This is a genomic window from Protofrankia sp. CiP3 (assembly GCF_917627345.1).
GTDB lineage: Bacteria > Actinomycetota > Actinomycetes > Frankiales > Frankiaceae > Protofrankia.
In genome coordinates this window covers 1-23,331 of sequence record NZ_CAKJTM010000078.1, presented here as the reverse complement: position 1 = coordinate 23,331, position 23,331 = coordinate 1, and the positions used below count along the sequence as shown (strand labels likewise).

Annotated in this window: 28 protein-coding genes; 4 read left to right on the top strand and 24 right to left on the bottom strand. The window is 69.1% G+C overall.

The features are described 5' to 3' along the window. The 11 genes from MJ797_RS20380 to MJ797_RS20330 form a co-directional block, all read right to left on the bottom strand. A partial coding sequence (locus MJ797_RS20380) for a TadE/TadG family type IV pilus assembly protein (protein WP_239338660.1) occupies positions 1-261 on the bottom strand: 261 nt, incomplete at its 3' end. Beyond that, positions 258-764, bottom strand: coding sequence for a TadE/TadG family type IV pilus assembly protein (locus MJ797_RS20375; protein ID WP_239338657.1), 507 nt, complete (start codon positions 762-764; stop codon positions 258-260). The genes MJ797_RS20375 and MJ797_RS20380, both read right to left, overlap by 4 nt. Further along, on the bottom strand, positions 761-1,030 hold the full coding sequence (locus MJ797_RS20370) for a hypothetical protein (protein ID WP_239338654.1): 270 nt from the start codon (positions 1,028-1,030) through the stop codon (positions 761-763). Before MJ797_RS20370 ends, MJ797_RS20375 begins: the two co-directional genes overlap by 4 nt. A gap of 29 nt (positions 1,031-1,059) precedes the next feature. Beyond that, positions 1,060-1,965 carry a type II secretion system F family protein gene (locus MJ797_RS20365; RefSeq protein WP_239338651.1) on the bottom strand — a complete coding sequence of 302 codons (906 nt, stop codon included), beginning with the start codon at positions 1,963-1,965 and terminating at the stop codon, positions 1,060-1,062. Further along, on the bottom strand, positions 1,962-2,852 hold the full coding sequence (locus MJ797_RS20360; protein WP_239338627.1) for a type II secretion system F family protein: 891 nt from the start codon (positions 2,850-2,852) through the stop codon (positions 1,962-1,964). Before MJ797_RS20360 ends, MJ797_RS20365 begins: the two co-directional genes overlap by 4 nt. After that, positions 2,849-4,270 (bottom strand): CpaF family protein, encoded by a 1,422-nt coding sequence (locus MJ797_RS20355; protein ID WP_239338605.1) that lies wholly within the window; start codon positions 4,268-4,270, stop codon positions 2,849-2,851. The genes MJ797_RS20360 and MJ797_RS20355 overlap by 4 nt, the downstream gene beginning before the upstream one ends. Beyond that, positions 4,267-5,256, bottom strand: a complete 990-nt coding sequence (locus MJ797_RS20350; RefSeq protein ID WP_239338568.1) for a hypothetical protein — start codon at positions 5,254-5,256, stop codon at positions 4,267-4,269. The genes MJ797_RS20355 and MJ797_RS20350 overlap by 4 nt, the downstream gene beginning before the upstream one ends. A gap of 14 nt (positions 5,257-5,270) precedes the next feature. Continuing rightward, on the bottom strand, positions 5,271-6,020 hold the full coding sequence (locus tag MJ797_RS20345; RefSeq protein WP_305039793.1) for an SAF domain-containing protein: 750 nt from the start codon (positions 6,018-6,020) through the stop codon (positions 5,271-5,273). Between the two features lie 6 nt (positions 6,021-6,026). After that, positions 6,027-6,995, bottom strand: a complete 969-nt coding sequence (locus MJ797_RS20340; RefSeq protein WP_239338565.1) for a hypothetical protein — start codon at positions 6,993-6,995, stop codon at positions 6,027-6,029. After that, complete coding sequence (locus tag MJ797_RS20335) at positions 6,989-7,378, bottom strand: hypothetical protein (RefSeq protein ID WP_239338562.1); 390 nt, start codon at positions 7,376-7,378, stop codon at positions 6,989-6,991. Before MJ797_RS20335 ends, MJ797_RS20340 begins: the two co-directional genes overlap by 7 nt. A gap of 790 nt (positions 7,379-8,168) precedes the next feature. Further along, the gene (locus MJ797_RS20330; RefSeq protein WP_239338559.1) at positions 8,169-8,489 is read right to left on the bottom strand and encodes a hypothetical protein; all 321 of its coding nucleotides are present in this window, start codon (positions 8,487-8,489) and stop codon (positions 8,169-8,171) included. A 380-nt stretch (positions 8,490-8,869) separates the two neighbouring features. Between MJ797_RS20330 and MJ797_RS20325 the strand changes: the two genes are divergently transcribed. Genes MJ797_RS20325 through MJ797_RS20315 form a run of 3 tightly spaced genes read left to right on the top strand, consistent with a single transcriptional unit; the run spans position 8,870 to position 11,287 of the window. Further along, a complete protein-coding gene (locus tag MJ797_RS20325) occupies positions 8,870-9,733 on the top strand; it encodes a 5'-3' exonuclease H3TH domain-containing protein (protein WP_239338546.1) in 864 nt (287 codons plus the stop codon). Next, entirely contained in the window at positions 9,724-10,344 is a 621-nt protein-coding gene (locus tag MJ797_RS20320) for a PIG-L deacetylase family protein (RefSeq protein ID WP_239338543.1), read from the top strand. The genes MJ797_RS20325 and MJ797_RS20320 overlap by 10 nt, the downstream gene beginning before the upstream one ends. Before the next feature lie 58 nt (positions 10,345-10,402). Beyond that, complete coding sequence (locus MJ797_RS20315) at positions 10,403-11,287, top strand: 23S rRNA (adenine(2030)-N(6))-methyltransferase RlmJ (RefSeq protein ID WP_239338540.1); 885 nt, start codon at positions 10,403-10,405, stop codon at positions 11,285-11,287. Positions 11,288-11,298: 11 nt separating this feature from the next. On the opposite strand, the gene MJ797_RS20310 is transcribed toward MJ797_RS20315, so the two are convergent. The 13 genes from MJ797_RS20310 to MJ797_RS20250 all read right to left on the bottom strand — a co-directional run bounded on the left by MJ797_RS20310 (position 11,299) and on the right by MJ797_RS20250 (position 21,727). After that, positions 11,299-12,075 carry a TylF/MycF/NovP-related O-methyltransferase gene (locus MJ797_RS20310; RefSeq protein WP_239338522.1) on the bottom strand — a complete coding sequence of 259 codons (777 nt, stop codon included), beginning with the start codon at positions 12,073-12,075 and terminating at the stop codon, positions 11,299-11,301. A 49-nt stretch (positions 12,076-12,124) separates the two neighbouring features. Then, complete coding sequence (locus MJ797_RS20305) at positions 12,125-13,144, bottom strand: glycosyltransferase (RefSeq protein ID WP_239338519.1); 1,020 nt, start codon at positions 13,142-13,144, stop codon at positions 12,125-12,127. Next, positions 13,141-13,581, bottom strand: coding sequence for a DUF6884 domain-containing protein (locus MJ797_RS20300; RefSeq protein WP_239338501.1), 441 nt, complete (start codon positions 13,579-13,581; stop codon positions 13,141-13,143). Before MJ797_RS20300 ends, MJ797_RS20305 begins: the two co-directional genes overlap by 4 nt. Next, positions 13,578-14,795 (bottom strand): glycosyltransferase family 4 protein, encoded by a 1,218-nt coding sequence (locus MJ797_RS20295; protein WP_239338498.1) that lies wholly within the window; start codon positions 14,793-14,795, stop codon positions 13,578-13,580. Before MJ797_RS20295 ends, MJ797_RS20300 begins: the two co-directional genes overlap by 4 nt. Further along, entirely contained in the window at positions 14,792-15,355 is a 564-nt protein-coding gene (locus MJ797_RS20290; RefSeq protein ID WP_239338495.1) for an SUMF1/EgtB/PvdO family nonheme iron enzyme, read from the bottom strand. The genes MJ797_RS20295 and MJ797_RS20290 overlap by 4 nt, the downstream gene beginning before the upstream one ends. A 5-nt stretch (positions 15,356-15,360) precedes the next feature. Further along, entirely contained in the window at positions 15,361-16,122 is a 762-nt protein-coding gene (locus MJ797_RS20285; protein WP_239338492.1) for a reverse transcriptase domain-containing protein, read from the bottom strand. Positions 16,123-16,202: 80 nt separating this feature from the next. Beyond that, the gene (locus MJ797_RS20280) at positions 16,203-17,300 is read right to left on the bottom strand and encodes a Gfo/Idh/MocA family protein (protein ID WP_239338489.1); all 1,098 of its coding nucleotides are present in this window, start codon (positions 17,298-17,300) and stop codon (positions 16,203-16,205) included. Then, positions 17,297-18,430: an aminotransferase class I/II-fold pyridoxal phosphate-dependent enzyme gene (locus MJ797_RS20275; protein WP_239338486.1), complete on the bottom strand. Its 1,134-nt coding sequence runs from the start codon at positions 18,428-18,430 to the stop codon at positions 17,297-17,299. The genes MJ797_RS20280 and MJ797_RS20275 overlap by 4 nt, the downstream gene beginning before the upstream one ends. Beyond that, the gene (locus MJ797_RS20270) at positions 18,427-19,005 is read right to left on the bottom strand and encodes a phosphoribosyltransferase (RefSeq protein ID WP_239338467.1); all 579 of its coding nucleotides are present in this window, start codon (positions 19,003-19,005) and stop codon (positions 18,427-18,429) included. Before MJ797_RS20270 ends, MJ797_RS20275 begins: the two co-directional genes overlap by 4 nt. Beyond that, positions 18,995-19,693 carry a 7-carboxy-7-deazaguanine synthase QueE gene (locus MJ797_RS20265; RefSeq protein WP_239338464.1) on the bottom strand — a complete coding sequence of 233 codons (699 nt, stop codon included), beginning with the start codon at positions 19,691-19,693 and terminating at the stop codon, positions 18,995-18,997. Before MJ797_RS20265 ends, MJ797_RS20270 begins: the two co-directional genes overlap by 11 nt. Next, positions 19,690-20,085: a 6-pyruvoyl tetrahydropterin synthase family protein gene (locus tag MJ797_RS20260; RefSeq protein ID WP_374582666.1), complete on the bottom strand. Its 396-nt coding sequence runs from the start codon at positions 20,083-20,085 to the stop codon at positions 19,690-19,692. Before MJ797_RS20260 ends, MJ797_RS20265 begins: the two co-directional genes overlap by 4 nt. After that, complete coding sequence (gene queC / locus MJ797_RS20255) at positions 20,072-20,779, bottom strand: 7-cyano-7-deazaguanine synthase QueC (RefSeq protein ID WP_374582664.1); 708 nt, start codon at positions 20,777-20,779, stop codon at positions 20,072-20,074. The genes MJ797_RS20260 and queC overlap by 14 nt, the downstream gene beginning before the upstream one ends. 123 nt (positions 20,780-20,902) lie before the next feature. Further along, positions 20,903-21,727, bottom strand: a complete 825-nt coding sequence (locus MJ797_RS20250; protein WP_374582662.1) for an SAM-dependent methyltransferase — start codon at positions 21,725-21,727, stop codon at positions 20,903-20,905. 187 nt (positions 21,728-21,914) lie between these two features. Here MJ797_RS20250 and MJ797_RS20245 point away from each other — a divergent pair, with 187 nt between their 5' ends. Continuing rightward, positions 21,915-23,231 carry a helix-turn-helix domain-containing protein gene (locus tag MJ797_RS20245; protein ID WP_239338416.1) on the top strand — a complete coding sequence of 439 codons (1,317 nt, stop codon included), beginning with the start codon at positions 21,915-21,917 and terminating at the stop codon, positions 23,229-23,231. The last annotated feature ends 100 nt before the right edge of the window (positions 23,232-23,331 follow it).

Sequence of the window (23,331 nt, the reverse complement as noted above, 5' to 3'; positions counted from 1 at the left end):
GCTGTCCGCGGCGCGGGCCGCCTGGACGGGGCTGCGGCTGGCAGTGGCGGCGCGGGCGGCCTGGCGGGCCGCGGCGTCGACGAGCAGCCGGGCCTGGACCTGGCGGCCCGCGGCCACCACGAGGAGCAGCAGGAGGATCAGCAGCGGGGCGAGCAGGGTCAGTTCCACCGCCGCCGAACCGGCATCCCGCCCCTCGCGGTAGGGCCGCGGCCGGCACCGGCGGGGTAGCGTGCCCGATGGCGGCGGGGACAGCGCGGTCACCGCTGGCCCTCCCCACCGGCCGCCGGTGGGCGGAACTTTTCCTGGACGCCGTGCGCGGCGGCGTGGACCGGTAGCCGCACCCCGGGGACGACCGTGATCGTCTGCCCGTCGACGGTGACCTCAACGGTCTCCCCGGTGGCAGTCACGGTGACCTGCGGGTCGGTCAACACCCCGGCGCCGACCTGGGCCAGCACGTTCCGGGCACGGATCCGCCCGGCGGCGGGGGTGCCATCCGCGGCGCGCGCGGTCTCGACCGCTTCGGCCGCGGCCGTCTGCGCCACGTGCGCGGCATGCATCCACAACCCGAACTGGACGATCAGCAGCAGGAGGAACAGGAGCAGCGGGGTCGCGACCGCCAGCTCCGCGGTCGCCGACCCGCACCCGTCCCGGCAACCACGCCGTGCCGGTGGCACCCTGGAGCCGCGACAGGTGGCCGTCGATGGCACATGACGCATCCTGGGCAGCCCGCCTTTCCACAAGGCATGGTCACGAAAACCAGTCACAGGAAACTGATCGAGTGTGCCTTCGCGAGCACCTTCGCCGCGATGATCCCCACCACGGTGATCGCGAGCGCGACGAGCAACGCGATGACGATCGTCGCCTCGGTGGAATACCCCGCATCCGGTGCCGCGCGGGTGGCGTCCCACCGGCGGCCCAGGTGTGCCCGCACCGCCTGCACCATGCCGGTGACGGCTGCGAGGACACCGCCGACGGTGAGGAGCAGCAACGCGGGCAGCCGTCGGACGAGGGATGGACGCGGTACGGGCACGGCGATTTCCTTCCTGTCCCGACCGGGGGTTACAAACCGGTCAGGACGTGGATGACAGCCGGGTAGCCGATGAACACCAGGAACCCGGCGAACAGGACCACCACCGGCACCGACAGCCGCTCGGTGGCCGCGACAGCCTCGGCCTCGGCGGCGGTAAGGGCGTGGGTCCGCGCCGAGACGGCCTTCGCGGCCAGCGAGGCGCGGATGGTCGCGCCCTCGGTACCGGCGAGCGACACCGCCGCAGCCATCTCGCTCAACGCGGCCAACCCGAGTTCCCCACCGAGACGCCCCAACGGCTCCCACGGCGGGACCCGGGCCAGCCGGGCAGTGTCCAGCGCGCGACGTAGCTGAGTGAACAGCGGCCCGTCCCCGGCCGTCGCGGCGTCGTCGAGGGCCTGCTCCACCCCGGCCCCACCCGCCAGACCGATCACGGTCAGGTCCAGGAACGCTGAGAGCGCATGCCCGGCATCGGCCCGATAACGGCGGGCCTCGACCCGGACCCCCAGATCGGGCGTGAGGAAGCCTGCGGCGGCGAGCAGCAGCGACCCACCGACGGGCAACGACCAGCCAACACCGACCCCGGCGACGGTGAACACCACGCTGACCGCAGGGACAAGCAGCAACCCGACCGCAGCCGCGGTGACCTTCTCCCCGGTGTGAGCCGCCACCGGCCGGCCCAGGACCGCCAGATCCCGCCGGGTCGCTCCGCCGATCAGACTGCCCGCGGCCACCAGCCGGGCCGCGGGCCGGCCCGCCCGGGCCGCCCACCCATCGGGCGCGGTGTCCACGACCGGACGCACCGCGATACCCGGCCCGGCCGCCGGTTGCAGGGCTGCGAGCAGTTCGGCCAGCGACGGCCGCGACGGACGCGCCCCGGTGGCAACCAGCCACAGACCCAGTCCGAGACCAGCACCAACCAGCACCGTCACGATCATCGACTGGCCTCCCGGACCGGTGCGGCGGTGCGGGTCAAAAACCGGGCCGGCGGCCGATGTCGGGCGATCCGCCCCATCCACCCGTACGCGCCGGCGAACAGCCCCCCGACCCCGAGCAGGACCAGCTGCCCGCCCGGACTGCCATACGGCGCCAGATACGAGCGGTTGAGCACGGTCAGCCCGGCGGCCATCAGCACGGTGACCGCGACGATGACCCGGGTGGAAGTGCGGATCCGAGCCCGGCCCGCAGCGACCCGCAACCGCATCGCGACCTGCTCCCGGGCCGCAGCTGCCAGCGACCCCAACAACCCGGCGAGGTCACGGGCGTGCCGCTCCGCCGCGGCGATCAACGCGACGATCACCAGGTCGGCGGTGGGATCGGCGAGGCGGTCCGCGGTCGCCCGCAACGCCGGGGCGAGCCGGTCACCGCGGGCGAGCGCATCGGCCAGTGCGGTGATCTCGGCGCGGATCGGTGCCGGGGCGATCGGAGCGGTCGCGGCGATCGCCTGCTCCAACCCGGCCGCGGCCGACAGGGTGTCCCGTAGCTGCTCGGTCCAGCCGGCAACCGCCTCCATCCGGACGATCACCGCCGGGCCGGTGCGGTCGACCGCCACCAGCCCCGGCAGAGCGAGCACCGCGATCGCCGCCCACAACCCGGCGACCGGCCAGCCTGTCACCAGACCGGCCGCGATCCCCACCCCTGCGCCGGCCAGCACCGGCCGGGGGCGCACCCACCAGCGCGGCCACCCACCGGCCCTGCCCGCCCGTGCCCCGACCCGCATCCGGAGGCGGTCGGCAACAAGGCCGACCGCGCCGCCACCGGCGAGCACCAGCCCGGTACCAAGACCGGCACCGACCAGCCCGGCCAGCACGCCCGGCCCGGTCACGGCCACCACCCGCCCGACTCGGCCGACTCGCCGAACCCGCCATCGGCCGGCAGATAGCCGGCGGCGACCAGCTCGGCCATCGTGTCCGCCCGCACCGGCGCCCCGGGAACCGCGACCCGATCCGGCCCCGGCCGCCACACCTCGTTACTGAGAACCTGCAGCTCCTGCGCGCCCACGACCTCCCGAACCGAGGACACAACCCGCCGGCCGTCCGGCGCCCAGTCCAGATGCACCACAAAATGGATCGCCGCCGCCACCAGCAGCCCGGTGGCCTCCAACGGCAACCGCTCCGGTCCCTGCGCCGCATAAGCGGCGATCTTGGCGAAGGCGCCCTTGGACGAACTGGCATGCAGCGTGGCCATGGACCCGTCGGTGCCCTGCGACATCGCGTTACAGGCCGGGACGACCTCGGGGCCACGGATCTCCCCGACGATCACCCGGTCCGGGCTCATCCGCAGCGCGTAGCGGACCAGCTCGGCGAGGCTGACCTCGCCGTGTCCCTCGATGTTGGCTTCCCGGGCCTGCATCGCCACAACATCGGGATGCGCGACCGGATCACGGTCCAGGCCCAGCTCCAAACTGTCCTCAATAGTGATCAGCCGTTCGTGGCGGGGAATATCGGCGGCCAACGCCCGCAGCAGGGTGGTCTTCCCCACCCCAGTCCCCCCGCAGATCAGCACGTTTTTCCGCGCCCGCACCACCGCTCCCAGAAACGCCCGCAGCCCCGGGGTGAGCGTCCCGAGATCGACCAGATCGTCGGCGGTGACGGTCAGATAGCGGTGCCGGCGGATCGCGACACACGGCCGGCCCGTTACCGCCATCACGGCGAACAGCCGGGATCCGTCAGCCAACTGCACCGACAGCCGGGGACTGGCCCGGTCAAAGCGGCGTTCCTCCACCCCGGCCCGCGCGGCCACCGTCCGGATCAGCTCGATGAGCTCCGCGTCGGACCCAGCGACCGACCCGGTCTGTTCCCGTCGGCCATCGGCGTAACGGACCCACACGCTGTCACAACCGTTGGCGTTGATGTTCTCCACCGTCGGGTCGTCCAGCAACGGCTGGAACCCACCGAGCGCGAACAGGCCGTCGAGGACCCGGCGGACCACCGCACCCTCGACAGGTGGGGACAGCAACTGTCCGCCGCCGGCCAGCGTCACAGCGGCATACGCGTCCAGGGCGGTCACGGTCAGCTGCTCGGCCAGCACATGACGGTCCGCGACGCTCAGCGACGGCCGGCCCGCCGCCTCATCGGCCTGGCCCTGAGCGGCGAGCTGCCCAGCGACCTCCGCCCGCAACGCCACCACCAGCTCCTCCGGCACCCCGGTGGCGACCTCGTGAGCAGGGAACGTGTGCCCCGGTGCGGACACACGGCGGGCCGGCAGGAAGCCACCGACCGGCCCGGGCATCCCGTCGGTCATCGGTCGGCCTCCATGCTCGGCACCCATCCCGGTCCGGGAGTCCGGCCGGCGGACGAACCCGGTGGAACAGCTGGACCGGGGTCGCGTGCCCGGCGGCGGCGCCGATCGGACCGTGCCGGCCCGGCCTCCGCCGTCCCACCATCGGACCCATCCACCGGGACCGCCGCCCCATCCACCATGATCGAAACCCCGGTATGTGTCGCCGCGGCCACCGTCGTCGGCCCGGCGGTGAGCGCGGCGGGGCCGATGGGGTCGACGGTCAGGTGCCGGGCCAGCTCCACAGCAAGAACCCGCGCCGCCTGCGCCAACCGGCTCCGCCGCACCGACACCACACCTTGCCCGGTCACCAGCCGCGCCCCGCCCGGATCCCGCGGCAGCCGCCCCACCACAGGAACCTCCAACGCAACGGCGAGATCATCGCTGGTGTAGCCGTCCTCCCCCACAACGACCAGGACCAGCGACCTGGTCACCTGGCGGACCGCGTCAACCGCGGCAGCCAGATGCGACACCTCCGCAAGCACCGGCCGGATCACCAGCACCGTCAGCCGCGCCGCATTAAGCACCGCCACCGCCGGGGAACCCGGCGTCAACCGGCCGCAGTCCGCCACCATCACCGCCAGGCCGCCACCCACGGTGTCACCAGTCGCCGGGGCGGTCAGCGCGGCCATGCGCTGGCCGGCGAGCACCTGCAAGGCGGCGGTCGCCTGCGCCGCCCCGGGCGGACCGGCCAATACCTCCACCCCGCCGGGCAGCCGCTGACAATGCTCGGCCAGCCGGCCCGCCGTCGGGTCCCGGCGGGCAGCCGCGGCCAGACTCACCAGACCCGGCGTGGCCGCTAGGCCGAACCAGGCCGCGACATCCCCACCCGCCGGATCACACTCAGCAACCACAGCCCGCCCCCGGCCCGGCCAGCCTGCCGCGACCGCCAGCGCAGCCGTGGTCACCCCCGGCGACGCCTTCACCGACGCGACCGCCAGCACCGGCATCCCGGCTGCCCCGTTCACCCCGACGCCGGTCTCTGCACGAAACCGACCTGCCCGGCCCCCGCCGCCACGGCGACCATGTCTGCCGGCCCGACCGCGACCTCCACGGTGACCACAGCCCCGGCCCCGCCATCCCCGCCCGGATCGACGTCGAGCACGATCCCCGGCACCGACACCGGCGCACTGGAATCATCGGGATGCGCTGACACTGTGAAAGCGGACGACGTTGACACAGTGGCCGCCACTGGTCTGATCACCACATTCACGTGATCCCCGGCGGTCAACCGGGGCGGATACTGACCCGGCTTGACCGCGACACCGACCACGGCCCGGCCTGCCGCCGGCACCACCGCCGGACCCACCTGCCCAGCACTGAGCAGACTGCCCGGGACCAGCGGCACGGCCGCCGGCCGCCCGATCACCGCCCCACGGTCGGTGCCGGCCACCAGCGCCACCCCGTCGCCCCCGGCCACCGTCACCGTCCGCAGATCCCCCTCGGTGATCGTCGCCCCGGCCGGAACCGCCCGCACCAGCGCCAGCACCGGCCGGCGTCCGCCCGCCCGCGCAACCAACGTCATGACCAGCAGCGTGCAGGCCAGTACCAGCACCACCCCGGCGACCAGTCGGGAAACGTTACGGCGACGCCGCGTTCCTGCCGACCGGGACTGCGCCGTCCCGGTCGATGTCGGTCGGGACGCACCAGACACACCAGCAACGCGTCGTCCGCCGTTACGCGAAGTCGTGTCCGACCCGGACGGCTGCCACATCCCGCCTCACCTCCCCACCGGCTGGCCGAGCACCGTGACGGCCTGCGACTCCGCCACCGCCATCGTTGTCACCGTCTGGGAGGTCAACCCAGGGGGAAAGACCCCCGTCTGCCCGGCGCCCGCCCACGTCACCGCCCAGGTCACGGTCACCGTGACCCGAAACCGGTCATCCGGCTGCCCAGCCGAACTCCGGGTGAACGTGTGCCCGCACGACGGCGACACCGCTGCCGGCTCGTCGATCCCCAGGCGGAACGGCGACCCCGGACCCGAACACACGACCCGGCCATCCACACCGAAGTCCCAGATAACCGACACCGGTACCGCCCGTGCTGTCACCGCCACGCCGGATACCGCCGCCGTCGCCGACACCGGCACCCACAGTGCCGGATCGATCCACAACCACACCGGCACCCCAAGCAGCTGCACCGCGCCGACCGGAGGGGATGCCCCGATCACCGGCCGTGGCAACGACAGCCGGCTCCACGCCAGCTGCGCCATCACCTGCGCCGACGGCGGCACCGTCGCCATCTCGGTATCGGGCCGCCACACCACACCCGACCCCGTGCTCACGCCCAGGCATTCCGTGTCGTACCAAGAACCCGCCACACCAGCCGTGGCCTCGCGGGCCTCCAACGCCGACGACGGCACGAAATCCACCGCGGCCCGGTAGTAGCAGCCGTCATCCGCCAACCAGCCCAACGCCGGATCGACGCACAGAACCAGCCCAGCGACACCCTGAACCGTGCAGGTGTTCACGCTTCGAGTATTCCCGTCACCCGCGCGGCGCAACGGTTTCTCCTCACCCGATGGCCGCTCCCGCCCGGAGATATCGGTACCCGCCCACAGATCGCATCCGGCCGTCTCCCGAGAGCACACCGCATCGCCGAACCCTCCATCGGCCCGCACCGGTACAGCAGTAGCAATAAGAACAATCGGCAATACAATGACAGCCGTCGAGAGCGCGAGTTTCAGCATGAGCCGACCTTGTCTATCACGAGAACATCGATCTTCCAGGTTCCCGACGTTTCCACCGCGAGAGCCTGAACATGATGTCGCCCGCCCGGGATCTGGTCTTCAAGACGACCATCCAGTCTGTAATGCAGCCATCCGCCGTCATCGGCGCAATCAACGACCGTTGCCCGGTTCGGATCATCGGTCGGTGTCAGCGCGGAAACCCAGGGCGAAAACGTCGGCGTCCCCCGGGTGACCAAGCCATCCCGCTTGTTGGCGTACACGGCCTTGTAAATCAACGAAAGCGCTTCGCCGCTCACATGCGCGGTCAGCCGAGGATTCTGATAGTCGGACGTCTCGGCGACGGCGACCCAGTCCGCCCACATCCCCCGGTAGGCCGCGAGCACCTCCGGCTCGGCTCGACCGGCAGGGGGAGACGGCGATGTCGACGCACTTGTGATCGCCGCAGACGGCACCTCTGACGGGCGCGCTGATGGCAGAACCGGCCTGCCGCTGCTGCTGCTACAGCCAGCGAGCAGGAGCCCCGCGTACACGACGCCGACCGCCCAACCGCGGCCAACACATCCCCCGTTCGGCCTGTCACCCATACAGACCGAACCCTTTTTCGATCAGACCGGTTATGTATCCAATGTTGTAACCCGATAGCCCGAGGTAACCGCAATAGGGCAAAGAACACGGAGACAAATCACCCGGATACCCTTATACTGCGGCGAAACCATCACAGCTCCGTCACTATGAGTGAATCGAGAGCGTAGCGATTACGAGACCCGGGTACGCCGCCACCCGAGCATGCCGCCGAGTCGCGCATGACGTTTTCCGCACGGGGGCCGCACGTCGAAAATGAGCCTCCTCGTGCGCCCGTCGACCTTCTACGAGCTCGGCTGCACCGGGCGGATGCAGCCACTTTGCCGACCTGATTGCACCGGGAGCCCTGTCGCCGACAAGCGAAAAAACGGCCGTCCGGCGGCAGGCTGGACGCACGGGTGCAAGGCGGGCCGCAGGATGCCTGCGCGACGATACTGCGATGCAGAACCGGCGTTCATCTAATTTGGCAAGCTACGGAGAGTCATATCTTACCGAATTCGGGCGGAGTCGCCCAGCAAACAATTCAGACAACTAATAGGCAACCAGAAAACAACTTCTTCACAACATCAATTGTGAAGAAGAACCAGGGCGTCATGCGATCACGGAGGCAGCTATGGTCATCCTGACGGCGCCACGACCGCCGCCGGGATCGGCCCCGACCGGGCCACGTTCTCGCACACCGTAAGGATCATCCGCGGCCGGGTCGTCACCGACCCGATTTTTCCCCTTGACCAGCATCACCGCGTACTGGCGCTGCTCGCCGCGGACATCACCCGGCCAGACAGGCTCAACACCCGCCGCGAATGTACCTTCCCCGTGTCGTCCGCCGGCCCGGCACAACCAGTTCCCCGTCAAGAAGCCCGGCCAGCCCGGCACCCGCCGCGACGCTCCGCCCACGATCAGGCTTGCCAACCCGCTGAACCCTCGGGTTGATGCTTGATCGACTTAGCGTCAGTGGCCTTGGGACTTGCCTTGCGAGCTGCACGTCAGCAGACCCCGCGTTCGCAAGCGACATCCGGGCTGGACAACGTCGACCGTGGACGGTCTATGCTGTGTTGTGCCTGAGCAGTAGGAACGATCATCATTGGCAGACCACCAGTCCGCTTCCCTACACGCGCGGACCGCCATGCTGAACGACGGCCCTGCTCAGGTCCCCGCGGCCGGCGCAACCATGACCTTGGTTGATCATAGTGCTGCCCTGCGGGACTGCCGCGCGACGAGCGCTGCACCTTTCCGGTTTTTCCTCGGCGAGTTCCGCCGAGCCGACGGAGGTCAGGACTGTGGATCGTGCCATGAGCAGCGCGGAATGGAACGAAGACGGCGAGGAAGTACTGCTCCTTGTCGACGGGTTCAACCTGTTGTGGCGGGCCGCATTCGGCTTCCCCGCAGTCATCCGAAACCCGAGCGGAATAGACGTCACGGCCATCTTCGCCTTCTTCGCCCTGCTGCGGTCGAGCTGCCGGACGCTCAACACCCCGGTGGAATGTGTGGTGTGTTTCGACGGCGAGGACGGCCTGCAGTCGCGTCAGGCATCCGACTCCGAATACAAGCAGAACCGTGTGGACGTCGACCTCAGCCCGCTGGACTGGCTCGACGACATCAAGAAGGGCCTCGATGTGATCGGAGTCGGCTGGGTCGAATCCTGTGCGCACGAGGCCGACGATGTGATAGCCACTCTCGTCAACCGATCAGCTGGCCGGCCGCGCTCCATACTGTCCATGGACAAGGATTTCTACCAGCTCATCGACGATGAGGTGACCGTTCTCAACACCGTGAAGAAACGGTCGCGGGCCATCGTGAACCGAACGGAGGTCGTAGACCGATTCGGTGTGGAACCCCGGCAGTGGTGCGACTTCCGTGCACTGATGGGTGACCCGTCGGACAACATTCCGGGAGTTCGCGGCATCGGTAAGATTCGGGCCGCCCGCATTCTGGCCAATGGCCTGACGCTCGAGGAAGCACGGGCCGCGGGCCGTCTGGTCGGCGCCGCCGGGGCCACAGCCGAACAGATGTGGGACAAAGTGCTGACCTGGCGGCAGATGATCCGTTTTCAGATCGACATCGATCTCCCCACACTGCCGCAACGCACCCCGGTGGATGCCGCGTACCTCCCGCTGGCCGCCGCCGTCGTCAACACGCTGGGCCTGTGGCGGTGAACGACGCGGCCCCAGGCAGCGTCCTCGCGGTAACCGCCCATCCCGACGACGCCGAGCTGTGGATGGGCGGCACCCTCGCGTGGCATGCCCGGCATGCCCCCGTCACGATCGCCGTGGAAAAGGTGGACGAACAGCGGGCCGCTGAGGCGAGGTCGGCCGCGAAGATGCTCGGCGCCGGTGTGGAAGTGGTCGACCGGCATCGGGAGCAGGACTGTGTCGACCTGCTGTGCCGGCTCACACCCGAGGTCCTGGTTGTTCACCCGCGCAACGACATGCACCACGACCATCGGAGGGTGAGCGAGATCGCGCTGGCCGCCGTGACGCGGGCAATCATCGAGACCGGCTTTCCCCGGCGGGTGTATGCGTGCGACACCTACGAGTCGTGGACTTTGGACGGTCCCTTTCCGGGGTGGGTCGTCGTCGACGTCACCAAGACATTTGAAATCAAGCTTCAAGCGTTGCGCGCCCATCGAAGCCAGCCGCTGGAGCATTTTGTAGGGATGGCGGAACGGATGGGCACCAGCTGGGGTGGACGCATCGGGAAGCCTTACGCCGAGGCCTTCCAGCCGATCCCCGTGCTCGGCCGGCTGCCAGCGACGACCTGTCTGTGACCCCGAACTCCCTGCGCAGGGACCTTATCCGTGTATAGACCGAAGGCAAGGAGCGTAGATGGCTAATCGGCATTTCGGGCGGATCGGGGACGTCTGGAAGCATCTTCCGCTGGCTGACATCCTCCTGCTGGAACGGCCGCGCCGGTACTGGGAGACGCATGCCGGTTCGGCGTCCTATCCACTTACGCCTTCGATGGAGCGCGACTACGGCGTGTACCATTTTTGGGAGCACAGTCGGGCGTCGCCGCACCTCGCCGTCTGCCGGTACCGGCAGACACTTGCCCATTCCGCGTTCCGATGCGATCGACCGTCGCTATACCCCGGGTCATCCCTGATCGCCATGGAGATCCTCGGGCAGGCCACCGTGTACCTGCTGCCGGACCTCGACGGGGACAGCGTGACGTCGCTCGATCAGGCCGCGGCGGATCGTCAGCTCCCCGATGTGGCGTACCCGCAAGCGGACGGCGTCACAGAGATCAGGCGTGCTGCGGACAATGTGGCCACGGCCGATGTCAGGGCGACCTTCGTCCTGGTCGATCCTTTCTATCCGTTCGGTGACACCACCGGATCTGTCACGCCAGTGGACCTGTTCTGCCAGGTTGCCGCCCGCGGATTCATGGCCATGTTCTGGTACGGATTCGATTCCATCGCCCACCGGGTGGAGCTACACGCACGAATTGCTGAAATACTAATGGAATACGGGATATGCGGTGCGACCTCGCCGCTGTGGTGCGGCGAAGTCGCACTGGCTGCGCTCGGCCGGCCGGGGTTCGCCGTGCAACCGGGAACCCGCGGCTGCGGCATATTGCTCGCGAACCTCGCGCTGGCCACCTCGCAGCGGTGTGCCGATCTCGGAGAGGCACTGGCCGCGATCTACAGCACTGCACGGTTCCCCGACGGTGAAGACGGCTCGCTGCACTTCTCCACCGTCACGTACTGGTAGACCGAAACCTGTTATTGATCCGTCGGGGTGAACTCGGGGCTGTGTTGTCCGCGGGCGTGCCAGACCGGGGCGAGATGACGGTGGTGGGCCGCACCTTTGATCCAGAGGAGTTGTCCGGGCCCGGCGCGGTCAACCAGCGGGTGGATCCGGGATTCGGCGACGAAGTCGTAGAAGGCCCGCCGGGCGCCTTCCCACCAGCCGAAGTCGTCTAGGACGATCACTCCGCCGGGCGTCACGAGGGGGTAGAAGGTGCGCAGACTGAGCAGGACGCTGTCGTACCAGTCGGCGTCGATGTGCAGGTAGCAGACCGCCGCGGGCAGCGGTGCGGTGAAGGTGTCGTGGAACCAGCCGGCCCGCACCTGGATACGATCAGCGGGAACACCGGCGCGGGCGAGCGCATGCCGAGCCGTCCGCTCAGTCCCGTGACACTCCCCCGCCGGAAGAGACTGGGCGAACAGCCCGTCCCGGTCGCCGGCCGGGGGCATGCCGTGGAAGGAGTCGTAGAGCCAGAAGGTGCGGCGTCCGTCGTGCAGGGCGCGGGCGACCGTGGCAACCGACCCGCCGTTATAGACCCCGCATTCGACCACGTCGCCGGAAACCCGCCGGTCGGCGACATCGGCCGCGCTGCGGTACAGGGCTTCCAACGCGGCAGCGTCGTTGAGCGCGCCGCGGCCCAGGGACCAGACCATCCGATCGGGTGGGCGCGCTGTGATCGCCGCGCTCAGGCGTTCGACGCTCAGGCGTACCCAGCCTGGCGCGAACCGGTCAGCCAGCCGGAACCCGCGCACTATCTGAGACCACCTTCCGGTGGGACGGTTCCTCGCAGGCGGGAGGAGCTCAGGAGCGGATGGCGACGCGGGCGACAGGCGTCCATGTTCGCTGAAATTGGTGCATCAGTCCGTGGGGAGTGGGCTGGTCGAGCAGCCGCCAGTAAAGATCGATGTTGCGTTGCCATGTTGCGGCCTTCCGCTTCCATTGGTCGATCGCGTCCGGTGGATCGAGGTGGAAGCCGACCGTCGTGCGCACGGGAGCGACCTTCAACCCGGCCGCGATCAGCGCGGCGCCGAGGTAGGTGTCCTCCGCACCCCAGGTTGTCCCGAATCCGGGGTGGAAGCCGCCGACGTCGAGGACGGCGACCCGGGGCACGCTCATCATGGCCGTGACCACCATCCGGGGCAGGTCCCAGTCGTAGTAGCGGGTGCCATACCCGAGCTGGCGTAGATCGTCGGTGTGGTCGAGCGGCCGGCCTTCCATCGATGCGTCAAGGACGAGACCGGTGTGGGGATACCGGCCCGCACGTGCACGCCACCGCACCCGGTGGTCCTCCTCGAGGTCGGGAACGGCTGGGGATGCGGTGTCCAGCGTCGGGATGCGCGGGTCATCGACGCCGAGGTTGTGGCGGAATCCCAGGGTGATCCATCCTTCGTCGCCGCGGGTCGTGTGCTCCTGCAGGACGTAGGGTGGGATGACCATGTCGCCGTCGAGGTAGAGGACGAGATCGCCACCGGCAATGAGGGTGCCGATGTTGCGGGCCGCGCCCGATCCGAGCCGTTCGGGCAGGCTCAGTACCGTGGGCCGCAACGGATGTCCGCGGGCGATGTGGGCGGTGCCGTCGGTCGAGGCGTCATCGACCACGATCACTTCGACCGGGCCGGTGACGGCCGATCGCTGCAATGCGTCGAGGAGCCGTTTGATCGCGTGGCTGACGTTGTGGGCGGGGATCACGACACTGAGGCTGCGCGCCGTGGCGGCGTGCGGCGCGGGCTCTTGCCACGCCTTTCCGATGCGGGATTCGTAGGCGCGGATGATCGGGTCGTAGTCGTTGTCCCGCGCCTGTAGATCGTCGCGGAGCGTCATTGCGGCCATCCCCAGCTGTCGATCACTTCACGGGCCGCCGGCCAGTCACCCGCGGGATCGGGGAACCAGTGCACCCGCGGCCGGACGTCGGCGCGGAGGAGCTCCGCGAGCGCGACGAGGTAGACCGGTTCCACCAGCACCAGAAGCGCGCGGGGATGCGGGACAGCCAGTAGCCGCCTGGTGAGTGCACGGCCGACACAGCGTTCGAGTTCGCGGGCCCGCGAGAGCGTCATCTGCTGGTCGTAGGAGGCGATGCGGTCGTCGGCGCCGACGAGGCCGTAGCGTGCGGAGAGGACGAAGATCCGGTCGCGCAGCGATGGATGGGCGTGGACTCGGCCGCGGAGCTGGGGTACGCAGCCGCCCTCATACAGGTCCAGGGCGGCGTACTCGCCACAACCGGCCTTGCGGTGGGAGCAGCCGACAATGATCGCGTTCATGCGATACCGCCCCGTACGTGATGATCATCGGAGTGGGTGGTCGTGGTGTTGAGGTCGAAGTCGTTGTCGTCGAAACTGGCCAGCCACCGTTGCGCGACAGCGGCGGGCGTGAACGACGCCGCACGCCGCGGTCCTTCAGCAGACGCTTTCTGGTATGCCTCGGTGTCAGTGAGGAGCCGGTCGGCGGCCAGCCACAGACCGAGCGGACCGTCTGCCGTCGGCACGACGACGCCGGCACCCCGCACGAGGGCGGGCAGGTTCCCGACGGCGTAGGTGACGACCGGCGTGCCGACGCTGAGCGCTTCGAGAGCGACCAGCCCGAAGGTTTCCGCGAGCGAGGGGACGATAACCAGCGCGGCCTCGGCGAGAAACGGACGGACCTGTGCCCACGGTCGGGGTAGCACCGTGCGCACCGCGGGTGACGCGCCCGCAACCGCGTGGTACGAGCGCCACAGCTCGGCGTGCATACCGGGGTGGTACTCGAAGCTGGCTTCGGCCACAGCCACCTCGACCGCCCGCTGCCACCAAGCGGGAAAGTGTTCGAGCAGCGGCACGATCCCCTTGTCCGGTGCCAGCCGGGTGAGGACCCGGACCGGGCCCTCGCGGCGTAAGACCTCGCGGGCATCCCGACCCGGGACGGTAACCGAGGTGGCCGATGGGCCTGCGAGGTGCAGCGCGTTCGGCACCACCCGCCACCGCGCCGCGGCAAGACCACATGCAACTGCCTGCTCGATCACCGTCTCGCTGGGCGCGATGACGACCTCCGGATGCTGTCGGAGGGCGGCGCGGATCTGCGGTTCGCATCCGGTGAGCACGTGCACCATCAGCCCCGTCCGCGCTGCCCGCGGCCGTCCGAGCACTCCGAGGCCCCAGAGCGCGTCCATCGAGCAGACGAGGTCGAACCGTCGATCATGAGCGATCGCGTCGAGTTCGACGGCCAGCCCGGATGCCTGCGTGAGCGCGGCGTCGAAGGTGTCGGGGTGCAGCAGCTGCGGAAGTTGCAGGCTGTGCAGCCGGGCGACCCGCCGATCGTCGGGCCGCCGGCCCGGCCCGGCGGCGATGATGGTGACCTCGTGGCCGAGTTCCTCCAAACCGTCGGCGAGCGCGGCAATGCTGCGTTCGATCCCGGCGGGCTCGTCGAGCCGGTAGGGGGCGAAGACCAGACCGATCCGCTGAAGACGCCGGAGAGGCTGATGTGCCGCATGGGATGTCATAGGTCCCGGACCACCCTCACTCCGATGCCCGCCGACGCACGGTCGCGGGGGGCGGCGTTGAGGAACTTCCCACGGGCGTACAGCGGCAGCGACCGGTAGGAGGCACCCCGGATGACCGCCCCGTCGCCCAGAACCAGGGTCGATGTCCACTCCCACACGTTGCCGGCAACGTCACGGAGCCCGTCCGGTGTCGCACCAGCCGGGTGCAGATCTACCGGGGTGGGCTGGCCGTACCGGGAGCCGCGCAGGTTCGCCCGCGCCGGTGTCCACTCCTGGTCACCCCAGGGATAGCGACGTAGCGATGCGCCGATCGCCATCCATTCCCATTCCACGCTGGCGGGTAGCCGTCCGCCGATCTGCGCGGCCAGGACTTCGGCATCCTGGAACGTGAGGCCGGTGACGGGTGCGCTGGGACTGACGCCGGGCGGTGGAGTCCGCCCGCACTGCGACCAGGTCACCGGCGTTCGTGTCCAGGCCAGCGGCGGAACAGAACGCGGCCGGGCCCGGTCCCCGTATGGGCACACGCCACCGGCGACCAGCGCCCACGACAGCAGCTGCATGCCGTTCATCCGCTCAGAAACAGATCTTCGGGGTTCGGCGCGTGCCGAACCCCGCTCTTGGCTGGTGACGGAGCCAGCCTGCGGGCCGCCAGCGCGGCGACGAGAAGATCGTAGGCGGCTTGGGCGTCACTCCGCGTGCGGGTGAACAGGCAGTAGTTGTCGTAGAAGCGGACGACGCGCAGATGACCCACGGCTTCGTCGACGGGCACGAGCATCAGGTGCAGCAGCTGTGGGAGCAGCGCCGCGCCGGGGTGCATCGCCGACGGCAGTGGCTCGAGGACTCGTCGCAGCAGGCGAAGGTAGGAACCGTCTGTCACCCGTTGTGCCGTCCAGTCGATCACTTCGTCGACCGTGCGTCCGGCTGCGGCGGACCGGACGTCGATGTCGGCCACCCATTCATAACCCTCGCCGAGGTGCCAGGCTGCGTCGCGGACAGCTGTAAGCCGGTTACGCCCCGGACGGCCGCCGGAGACGAAGTCGCGCAGCACCGTGGTTTCGAGAATCGGCTGGAGGGCCGTGGCCATCGCGCGATGCACGATGCGGTCCTCGACCGGGCAGATGAGGATGTCGAACGGCCTGCCGCTGAACGTCTCGACCGCAACGTGGCGGACCTGCCCCGGCTGCCACTGCCCCGTCCGCAGCCGCTGGGACAGGTCGCTCAGCCGGCCGCCGAGCCCGACCCGGTACTGCGCCCAGGTCAGCCCGTCCGGGCCGGGGCTGGAGGCTCGGCGCATGCAATGGCGGGCCGCCGTCCGAAGCCGACGCACCTCCCACACCCACGGCATCAGCGAGTGTGCCGGAGGGCATCGGTGCGACGGCGCATGAGCGCGCGCCGCGACAGGCGTGGTCACCGAGCCTCCCGAACAGCGCCAGCCAGCGAAGCGATCGGGGTGGGCGATGCCACCTGAGCAACACTCATGATCGATTCGATGATGTTGGCGACGTGCAGGCCGGATTCGCCCGTGCAGATCCGCTCCCGGCTGTCTCCGGCGAGTGCGGCGGCGAGTTCCAGAACCCCCATGCCACGCTCGACCGTCGCCACGGCTGGCTTGGCCGGTGGTAAGGGGCTCCATGCCTGTCCGGCCCGCCTGCGGATCAGGACTACACCGGTGTGGAAATTCGGGTCGGGCAGCACGATGGTGGCGTCGCTCCCGTGGATTTCGAGGTGGCTGGAGCGGGTGCTGGGAGCGTCGAAGCTCGCGGTGAACGTGATCGGCACGCCGGTGTCGCTTTCCAGCAGCGCGGTCACATGGGTGGGTGCGTGCGCGGTGAAGCTCTGTCCGGCACGTGGCCCGCACCGGATGGTCCGGGTCGGACGGAAGGTCGCCGCCGCGCCGTGGACGGCGGTGATCGACCCGAGCAGAAAGGAGAGAGTGGACAGGTAATAGGTGCCCATGTCCACGAGGGGGCCGATCCCGGCCGCATGGAACCTCTCCGGGTTCGGATGCCACCGTTCCGGCCCGGCGGACAGGTAGGACGCGGTCGCGGCACGGGGCTGTCCGATGACTCCCGACGTGATGGCTAGCAGCGCGGTTTGCGAGGGTGAGCCGAGCACGGTATCCGGTGCGGCGCCGAGCAACGTCCCCTTCTCCGCGGCGGCGCGGACGAGCGCGGCTGCCTCGACGGCTGTGACGGCAAGGGGCTTCTCCACGTAGACACCTGGCACACCGGCGTCGATCGCAGCACGAGCGAGGCGCGCGTGCGTGTCGGGCGGGGTGAGGATGACCACCAGGTCCACCAGATCCGGATCGCTGAGAAAGCCTGGGGCGAGAGCGAACGGGATCCCATGCCGGTCAGCGAAGGCCTTCGCAACGCCGGGAATCTGATCGGCGCAGGCGATGACGGTAGCGGTCGGGCTGATCCGGATCGTGGTGGCGTACTCCTCAGCGACCATGCCACAACCGATCAACCCGACACGGACGGGCATGTTCACGACGGCCGTCATACGGCTACCTCGCACAGGGTTCGGGTGGTGACGGCGGCAACGTGATCAGCGAAGCTGCTGTGGTGCTCAGACGGGAGCCATGGCGTCTGGAGATCCAGATAGGAGTGGATCTCCACCATGCTGCGGGCCGGTCGGACGGGCCACGCGCCGGCGGTGTGCAGGTCACCGGGTCCGGGCCACCAGCAGCGCAGGCCGGCCCGCCAGTAATCCGAAGCGAGACGCCGGGCGGTGTCGGACGTCGGCAACCACATCCCGGTCAGCGATCCATTCCCGTCCTCGATATCGCGGGCCGTCCGGGGAATGATCTCGCTGACGCCCTCCACCGTGAGAAGGCGCTCGACGAGCCAGCGTTGCAGACACCGCAGGTCGGCGGTGAGCGCATCCAGGTGGTCGAGCTGCGGGAGGGCGAGCGCCGCGCTGACCTCGGTCATCCGCTGCTTACCGCGCCACACCGCCTCCGGCGTAGGCACTCTAGTATCTCCCGCGACCGCCCGGACGAAGGACAGCAGGTCGAGGTCGTCGGCGAGGAGGAAACCCCCCTCGCCAACCGCGATCATTTTGTAGGTCTGCGCGGAGAAGGCCGCGACCGTTCCCCAGCCGCCTGCCGGACGGCCGCCGACGGTGACGCCCCAGGCTTGCGCGCCGTCCTCGATAAGCGGGATCTCCCGCTCATCGAGTTCCGCGGCAATCCGCGCGATGTCGGGGGCGGGCCGCCCACGGAGATGGGCGAGGACGACCGCGCCGGTCGCCGGCCCGACCAGAGGTGCGAGCTGTTCCCAGGTCGGCATCAACGTCCTGTCCACCGGTGCAACCCGGACGGTCGCACCGGTCTGGGCGGCGGCCGTGCCGATGGACACCCAGCCGACCTCGGGGATGACGACCTCCTGGCCCGCCCGCACGCCGAGCGCGCGCACCGCGAGAGCGAGCGCGGCCGAACCGGAGTCGACCGCGACCGCACCGGCGCGGCCAGCCCGTGCGGCGACCCGGCGTTCGACCTCGGGAAGGTGCCGGGCGCCGAACGTCGCGACGTCACCGCCGCTGATCGCGCCGGCCGCGAGCCTGACCTGTTCGGCGGCGGTCAGGGTGCTGTACTGGTAGACAGGCGTGACACGATGACGATCGATGTTCATCGGAGGTGAACCTCCGTCGGAATCGGTAGGTCCACCCGCGCGAGTGGGGTATTCGGGACGGCCTCCCACGGGAAGACAACCCAGTCCCGGACCTCCCACACCCACAGATCAGGGGTAATGAGCGCGCCGGCGTTCAGGCATAACACACAGCTGATCAATCGGAGACCGGGCGTGGCGAGGGCGCCGGCGACCGCGGCCAGGGTGGCGCCGGTGCCGCAGATGTCGTCGACGAGCAGCACGGAGCCGTGCAGACCGCCCGCCGGAATCCCGTCGACATCGCAGCTCACCCATCCGGTGGCCTGGGTATACGGTGCTGGCGTCGGATTGTGGCGCGCCTGCACGATCCGGACGGGCACATCGAGATGGGCCGCGATCGCCGCCGCCGGTGTCCGTCCGCCCTCCGCTATCCCGATCACCTCCGCGATCGGTCCGTGGCGCGCGCTGGCCGCTGCGGCGACCAGGTGGGTCGCGTCGGCGACGCCGGTCTCGGACGCGACCCAGAGGTGAGAACGGTCGAAGATCCGGGCGAAGGAACCGCTGGAGTGGATGTCCAACGGCGACGGGTCAGCGGCCACGGCGATCACCCCAGGTCAGGATGTGCAGGCGGCTCGTCAGGTGCCAGCCGCGAGCGAGGACGGGGTCTGCGAGACGGCGTATCCCGGCGAGTACCTGGCCGTCAGTCGCCCCTTCGGGCATGATCCAGACAGGGGTGAGGCTGTGGGCGCCCGCCAGCTCGGCGACCTCGTCGAGATCGTCTTCTGTCCGTACGACGAACTTGAACGCCCCCTTGCCGGTCTGCGCGAACGCGTGCAGAGCGTCGGGCCGGATACGCCGAAAGCGGGGCATGCCGCTGTGCGCCAGCTTCGGCGACACGACGAAACGTGCCACGACGGCGGTCAGCGCCTGTGGGGGTGGGATGACGCCGCTCGTCTCGATCTCCACGCGGCGGTCAGAAGCCGCCAGCATCGTGCACAGCGTTGTCAGCGAGCGTCGTTGCGCCAGCGGTTCGCCGCCAGTGACCACGACCAGGTCGGTGGACAGACCGTTGACCCAGGTGACGACGTCATCGACCGTGACCGTCCGGCTTTCAACGGCGCGGTCGAAGCGTGACCAGTCCCAGGTGTAAGGAGTGTCGCACCATACGCAGGCCAGCGGGCAGCCCGCGAGACGCACGAACACCGCCCGCTGCCCGCACGACGGCCCCTCACCCTGAAACGTCGGGCCGAACATCTCCGCGATCTGCAGGGTCCGGCTGCCTGTCACGCTTCACTCCGGAACTCGGCCCAGCTGGACGGCGATTCGGATACTCGCACCACGGTGAAGCGGCCTGTGACGGCCGGCTCCAGGTGGGTCACGCACCAGCCGAAGAGATGCTCGGCCAGTAGCTCCGAGGTCGGTTCGACGTCGAGAACATCGTTGAGGAGCCGGTGGTCGAAGTTCTCCGCGAGATACACCCGGAAGGGAGCGAGGTCACCGAAATCGGTGACGAACCCTGGATCGACCAGGCGATGTGCGCTGAGCTCGACATCCACGGTGTAGGTGTGGCCGTGCAGCCGTCCGCACTTGTGACCGGTGGGAAGGCCATGTAACACGTGCGCCGCGTCGAAACTGAAACGCTTCCCGATGCGATACACGGCACCGTCACCCCGCCGCATATACGGTCGGATCGGGAACACCGGCCAACGCGAACGCCTCCCGGCGTTCGGTGCAGGTCCCGCATCGGCCGCAGTGAACGGCACCCCCCTTGTAACAGGACCAGGTATCCCCGAACGGCACACCCAATTCCGCCCCACGCCTAACAATCTCAGCTTTGCTCCATGTCAGGAATGGTGCGAGGATGCGGAACCCATCGGCCAGGAATCCGTCGTTGCCGACCCACGCGCATACCTGGAGGGCATCGATGAACTCCGGGCGGCAATCCGGATAGATCGTGTGGTCGCCGGCGTGCGCGCCGAACGCTACCGCGTCGGCCTGCTCGACGACCGCGACGGCGATCGCCACGTCCAACATCAGCGCGTTACGGTTCGGCACCACAGTGATCTTCATCGTTTCATCGGTGTAATGCCCGTCAGGAACCTCCACGTACGAGTCCGTGATGGCGCTGCCGGCCAGCAGCGCTCCCACCGATTGCACGTCGACGATGTGATGCCGGGCGACGAGACCGGCGGCGACGATGGCCGCTGCGTCCAATTCCCGGCGATGGCGTTGGCCGTAGTCGAACGACAACAGCATCAGACGGCTGCCGCCCGCCTGGAGGTGGTAGGCGAGCGTGCTGCTGTCGAGCCCTCCTGAGATGATCACGACGGCGGTCGGCGGACAGAACTCGGTGGATATCGGCGTCATCTCCATGCCTCTCGAGGAGTTCCCGCTGGGAGGAGCGAGGTGGAGTGAGTGCGACGTCCGGGTATATGCACACCCGAGCCATCGCAGATGGTCCTATATAGTGCAAACAGCGATGAATAGGCGATTTGATCAGATCTTGCGGCCGACCCCACCGTAGATCCACACCTTGGTGTGGCCCTTGGGAGACTTGTCATCCGGCCGCCAGACCGGGACCCGGACGAGCCCCGGGTCCACCAGTTCGCAGCCGTTGAAGAACGCGGAGATCTCGGCATGACTGCGCACCGTCAGCGTCGACGTCGCCGTGTCGTAGACGGTGGCGACCTGCGCCGTCACCTCGGGACACAGATCCCCGGTGGCATGGGACACCACCAGAAAGCTGCCGACCGGCAGCGCAGCGAGCAGTGTCCGCACGATCCCCGCAGGCTCCTCCCCGTCGGTGAGGAAATGCAGGACGGCGACAAGAAGAAGACCGACCGGCTCGTTGAAGTCGATCAGCTCACGGACCGTCGGATCGTCCAGAAATTCCTCCGGCTTACGCAGGTCTGCCGGAACCGCGCAGGTCGGCCCGCTCCCGGCCAGCAGCGCGTTCGCGTGTGCCAGCACCATGGGGTCGTTGTCCGCGTAGACAACCCGTGTTTCCGGGGCGATCTCCCGGGCAACCTCATGAACGTTCCCAGCAGCGGGAAGGCCCACGCCGATATCAATGATCTGGCGGATACCGGCATCGGCAACGAGGTAGCGAACAGCCCGGCCCAGGAAACGGCGGTTCTCCCACGCCATCAACCGCACTTCAGGCGCGACCCGCAGCACCTTCTGCACCGCGACCCGGTCAGCTAGATAACTATCCTTACCCCCCAGGTAGTAATCGTACATCCGCGCCGGGTGCGCCACAGCGGTATTGATTTCATTCGCCACCCGGCGATGCTCACTCACGCCATTCTCCGATCGGAACATGGGACCACCCGACGCCGCCTCAGACGAGCCACCGACATCCACGGGTAGAGATGCGCTGTGCGCCCGCCGCGGGTGGGAGTAGCCTCGCAGCGACGGATGGTCATGCACAGAGATTGGCTGTCCGCTGCCGTCCGCGGACATTGCGGACAGCAGCGCGATACGGAGACCCGGCGGGAGCGAGGCACGCGTGGAGACCTTCGGTCAGGCTCTCCGGCGTCTACGGGGAGACCTGTCGGTACGCGAGCTGGCGCGCCGCGCCAACTGCGGCAAGTCATACGTCTCCGACCTGGAACACGGACGGCGGAACCCGAGCCCCGGCGTGGCCGCGGCGCTGGACACCGCCCTCGGCGCCAGCGGCGAGCTCATCGCTCGTGGTAGCCCGCCCGTCGTCCTGCCTGGGCTGGACGGACCCGCGATAACGGAGAATCTTGTCGATGTGGACCGGCGCGACTTCATAGCAGCGACCGCCGCTGCACTCACGGCCGAGCCGACAGCGCTACGGCACGACGCTCCGGCGCTGACCGCGACGGGTTTACCCATGATCAAAATGCCTGCGTGGTCAGCCGACACCCGGAGAGGACCGACCGTCGATCGCGGACTGCTCACCACCTACGCCGAGGTCGGCGAAGCCCTTGCGGGGCTGTATCGCTCAGCCGATCCCCGAGTGGTGCTCCCGATGGCAGTCGTCCACGCCGACAACCTTCTTGATCTCTACGGGCGTACTCCGTCCGCCGAACTGGCGCATCTGCTCGTCGGTGTGCACGCCCAGGTAGGACTGTGGGCCTGCCACGCCGACATTCCAGCGCAGGCCTACCGCTATCTGGCCACCGCATGCGAGGTCGCCGCCGGCACCAATGATCCACCGCTGCACGCCCGTGCGCTGGGCGCGCTGAGCTACCTGTACTCATCGGCACCCCGAGGTGGCGAAGGTGGCAATCCCGGTCGGGCCCTGCGTCTTCTGGATGATGCGCTGGCCATGGCCACCCACGCCGATCCGTTCACCCGCGGATGGTTGCTGACATGGCGAGCTGACCAGCACGCCACCCTGGGCCACCCGCGCACGGCCGCGGAGAACATCGACCGTGCCCGAGCTGCACTGGATGCCGGTGAGGACAGCGACCTGACCGGGTTCTTCTCCCGCCGGAACTACGGGTACGGCATGCGTGGGCACCTCGACAGCGTGCAGGCCCTGGTCCACGGTTTGACGGGCCACACCAACGAAGCAGACCGTATCTTCAGCCTGGTCCAGCAGCAGGCAGCGAACGGGCGACGCCGAGCGGCCACCTATGCGCACCAAGCCGTTTCGTATGCCCAGGCCACGACAAGAGATCCCGAGGCTGCGTGCGCGGCGCTGTCGCAATCGATCGACCTGGCCCGGTCAGGGCGCTACACGATGGGTCTACGGCGCAGTTCCGGCGTGCGCGCCGGCTTCGACCCGGCCTGGTCACACCTGACGTGCGTGCGTGAGGTCGACGAACACCTCCAGCTTGCGACCGCCGGCTGAGCGACGATGCGCTATGTGCGGCTCGGTGCCTCCGGGCTGACGGTCTCCCGGATCGGCCTGGGAATGATGAGCGTCGGTGACCGGGCCTGGCGGCCCTGGG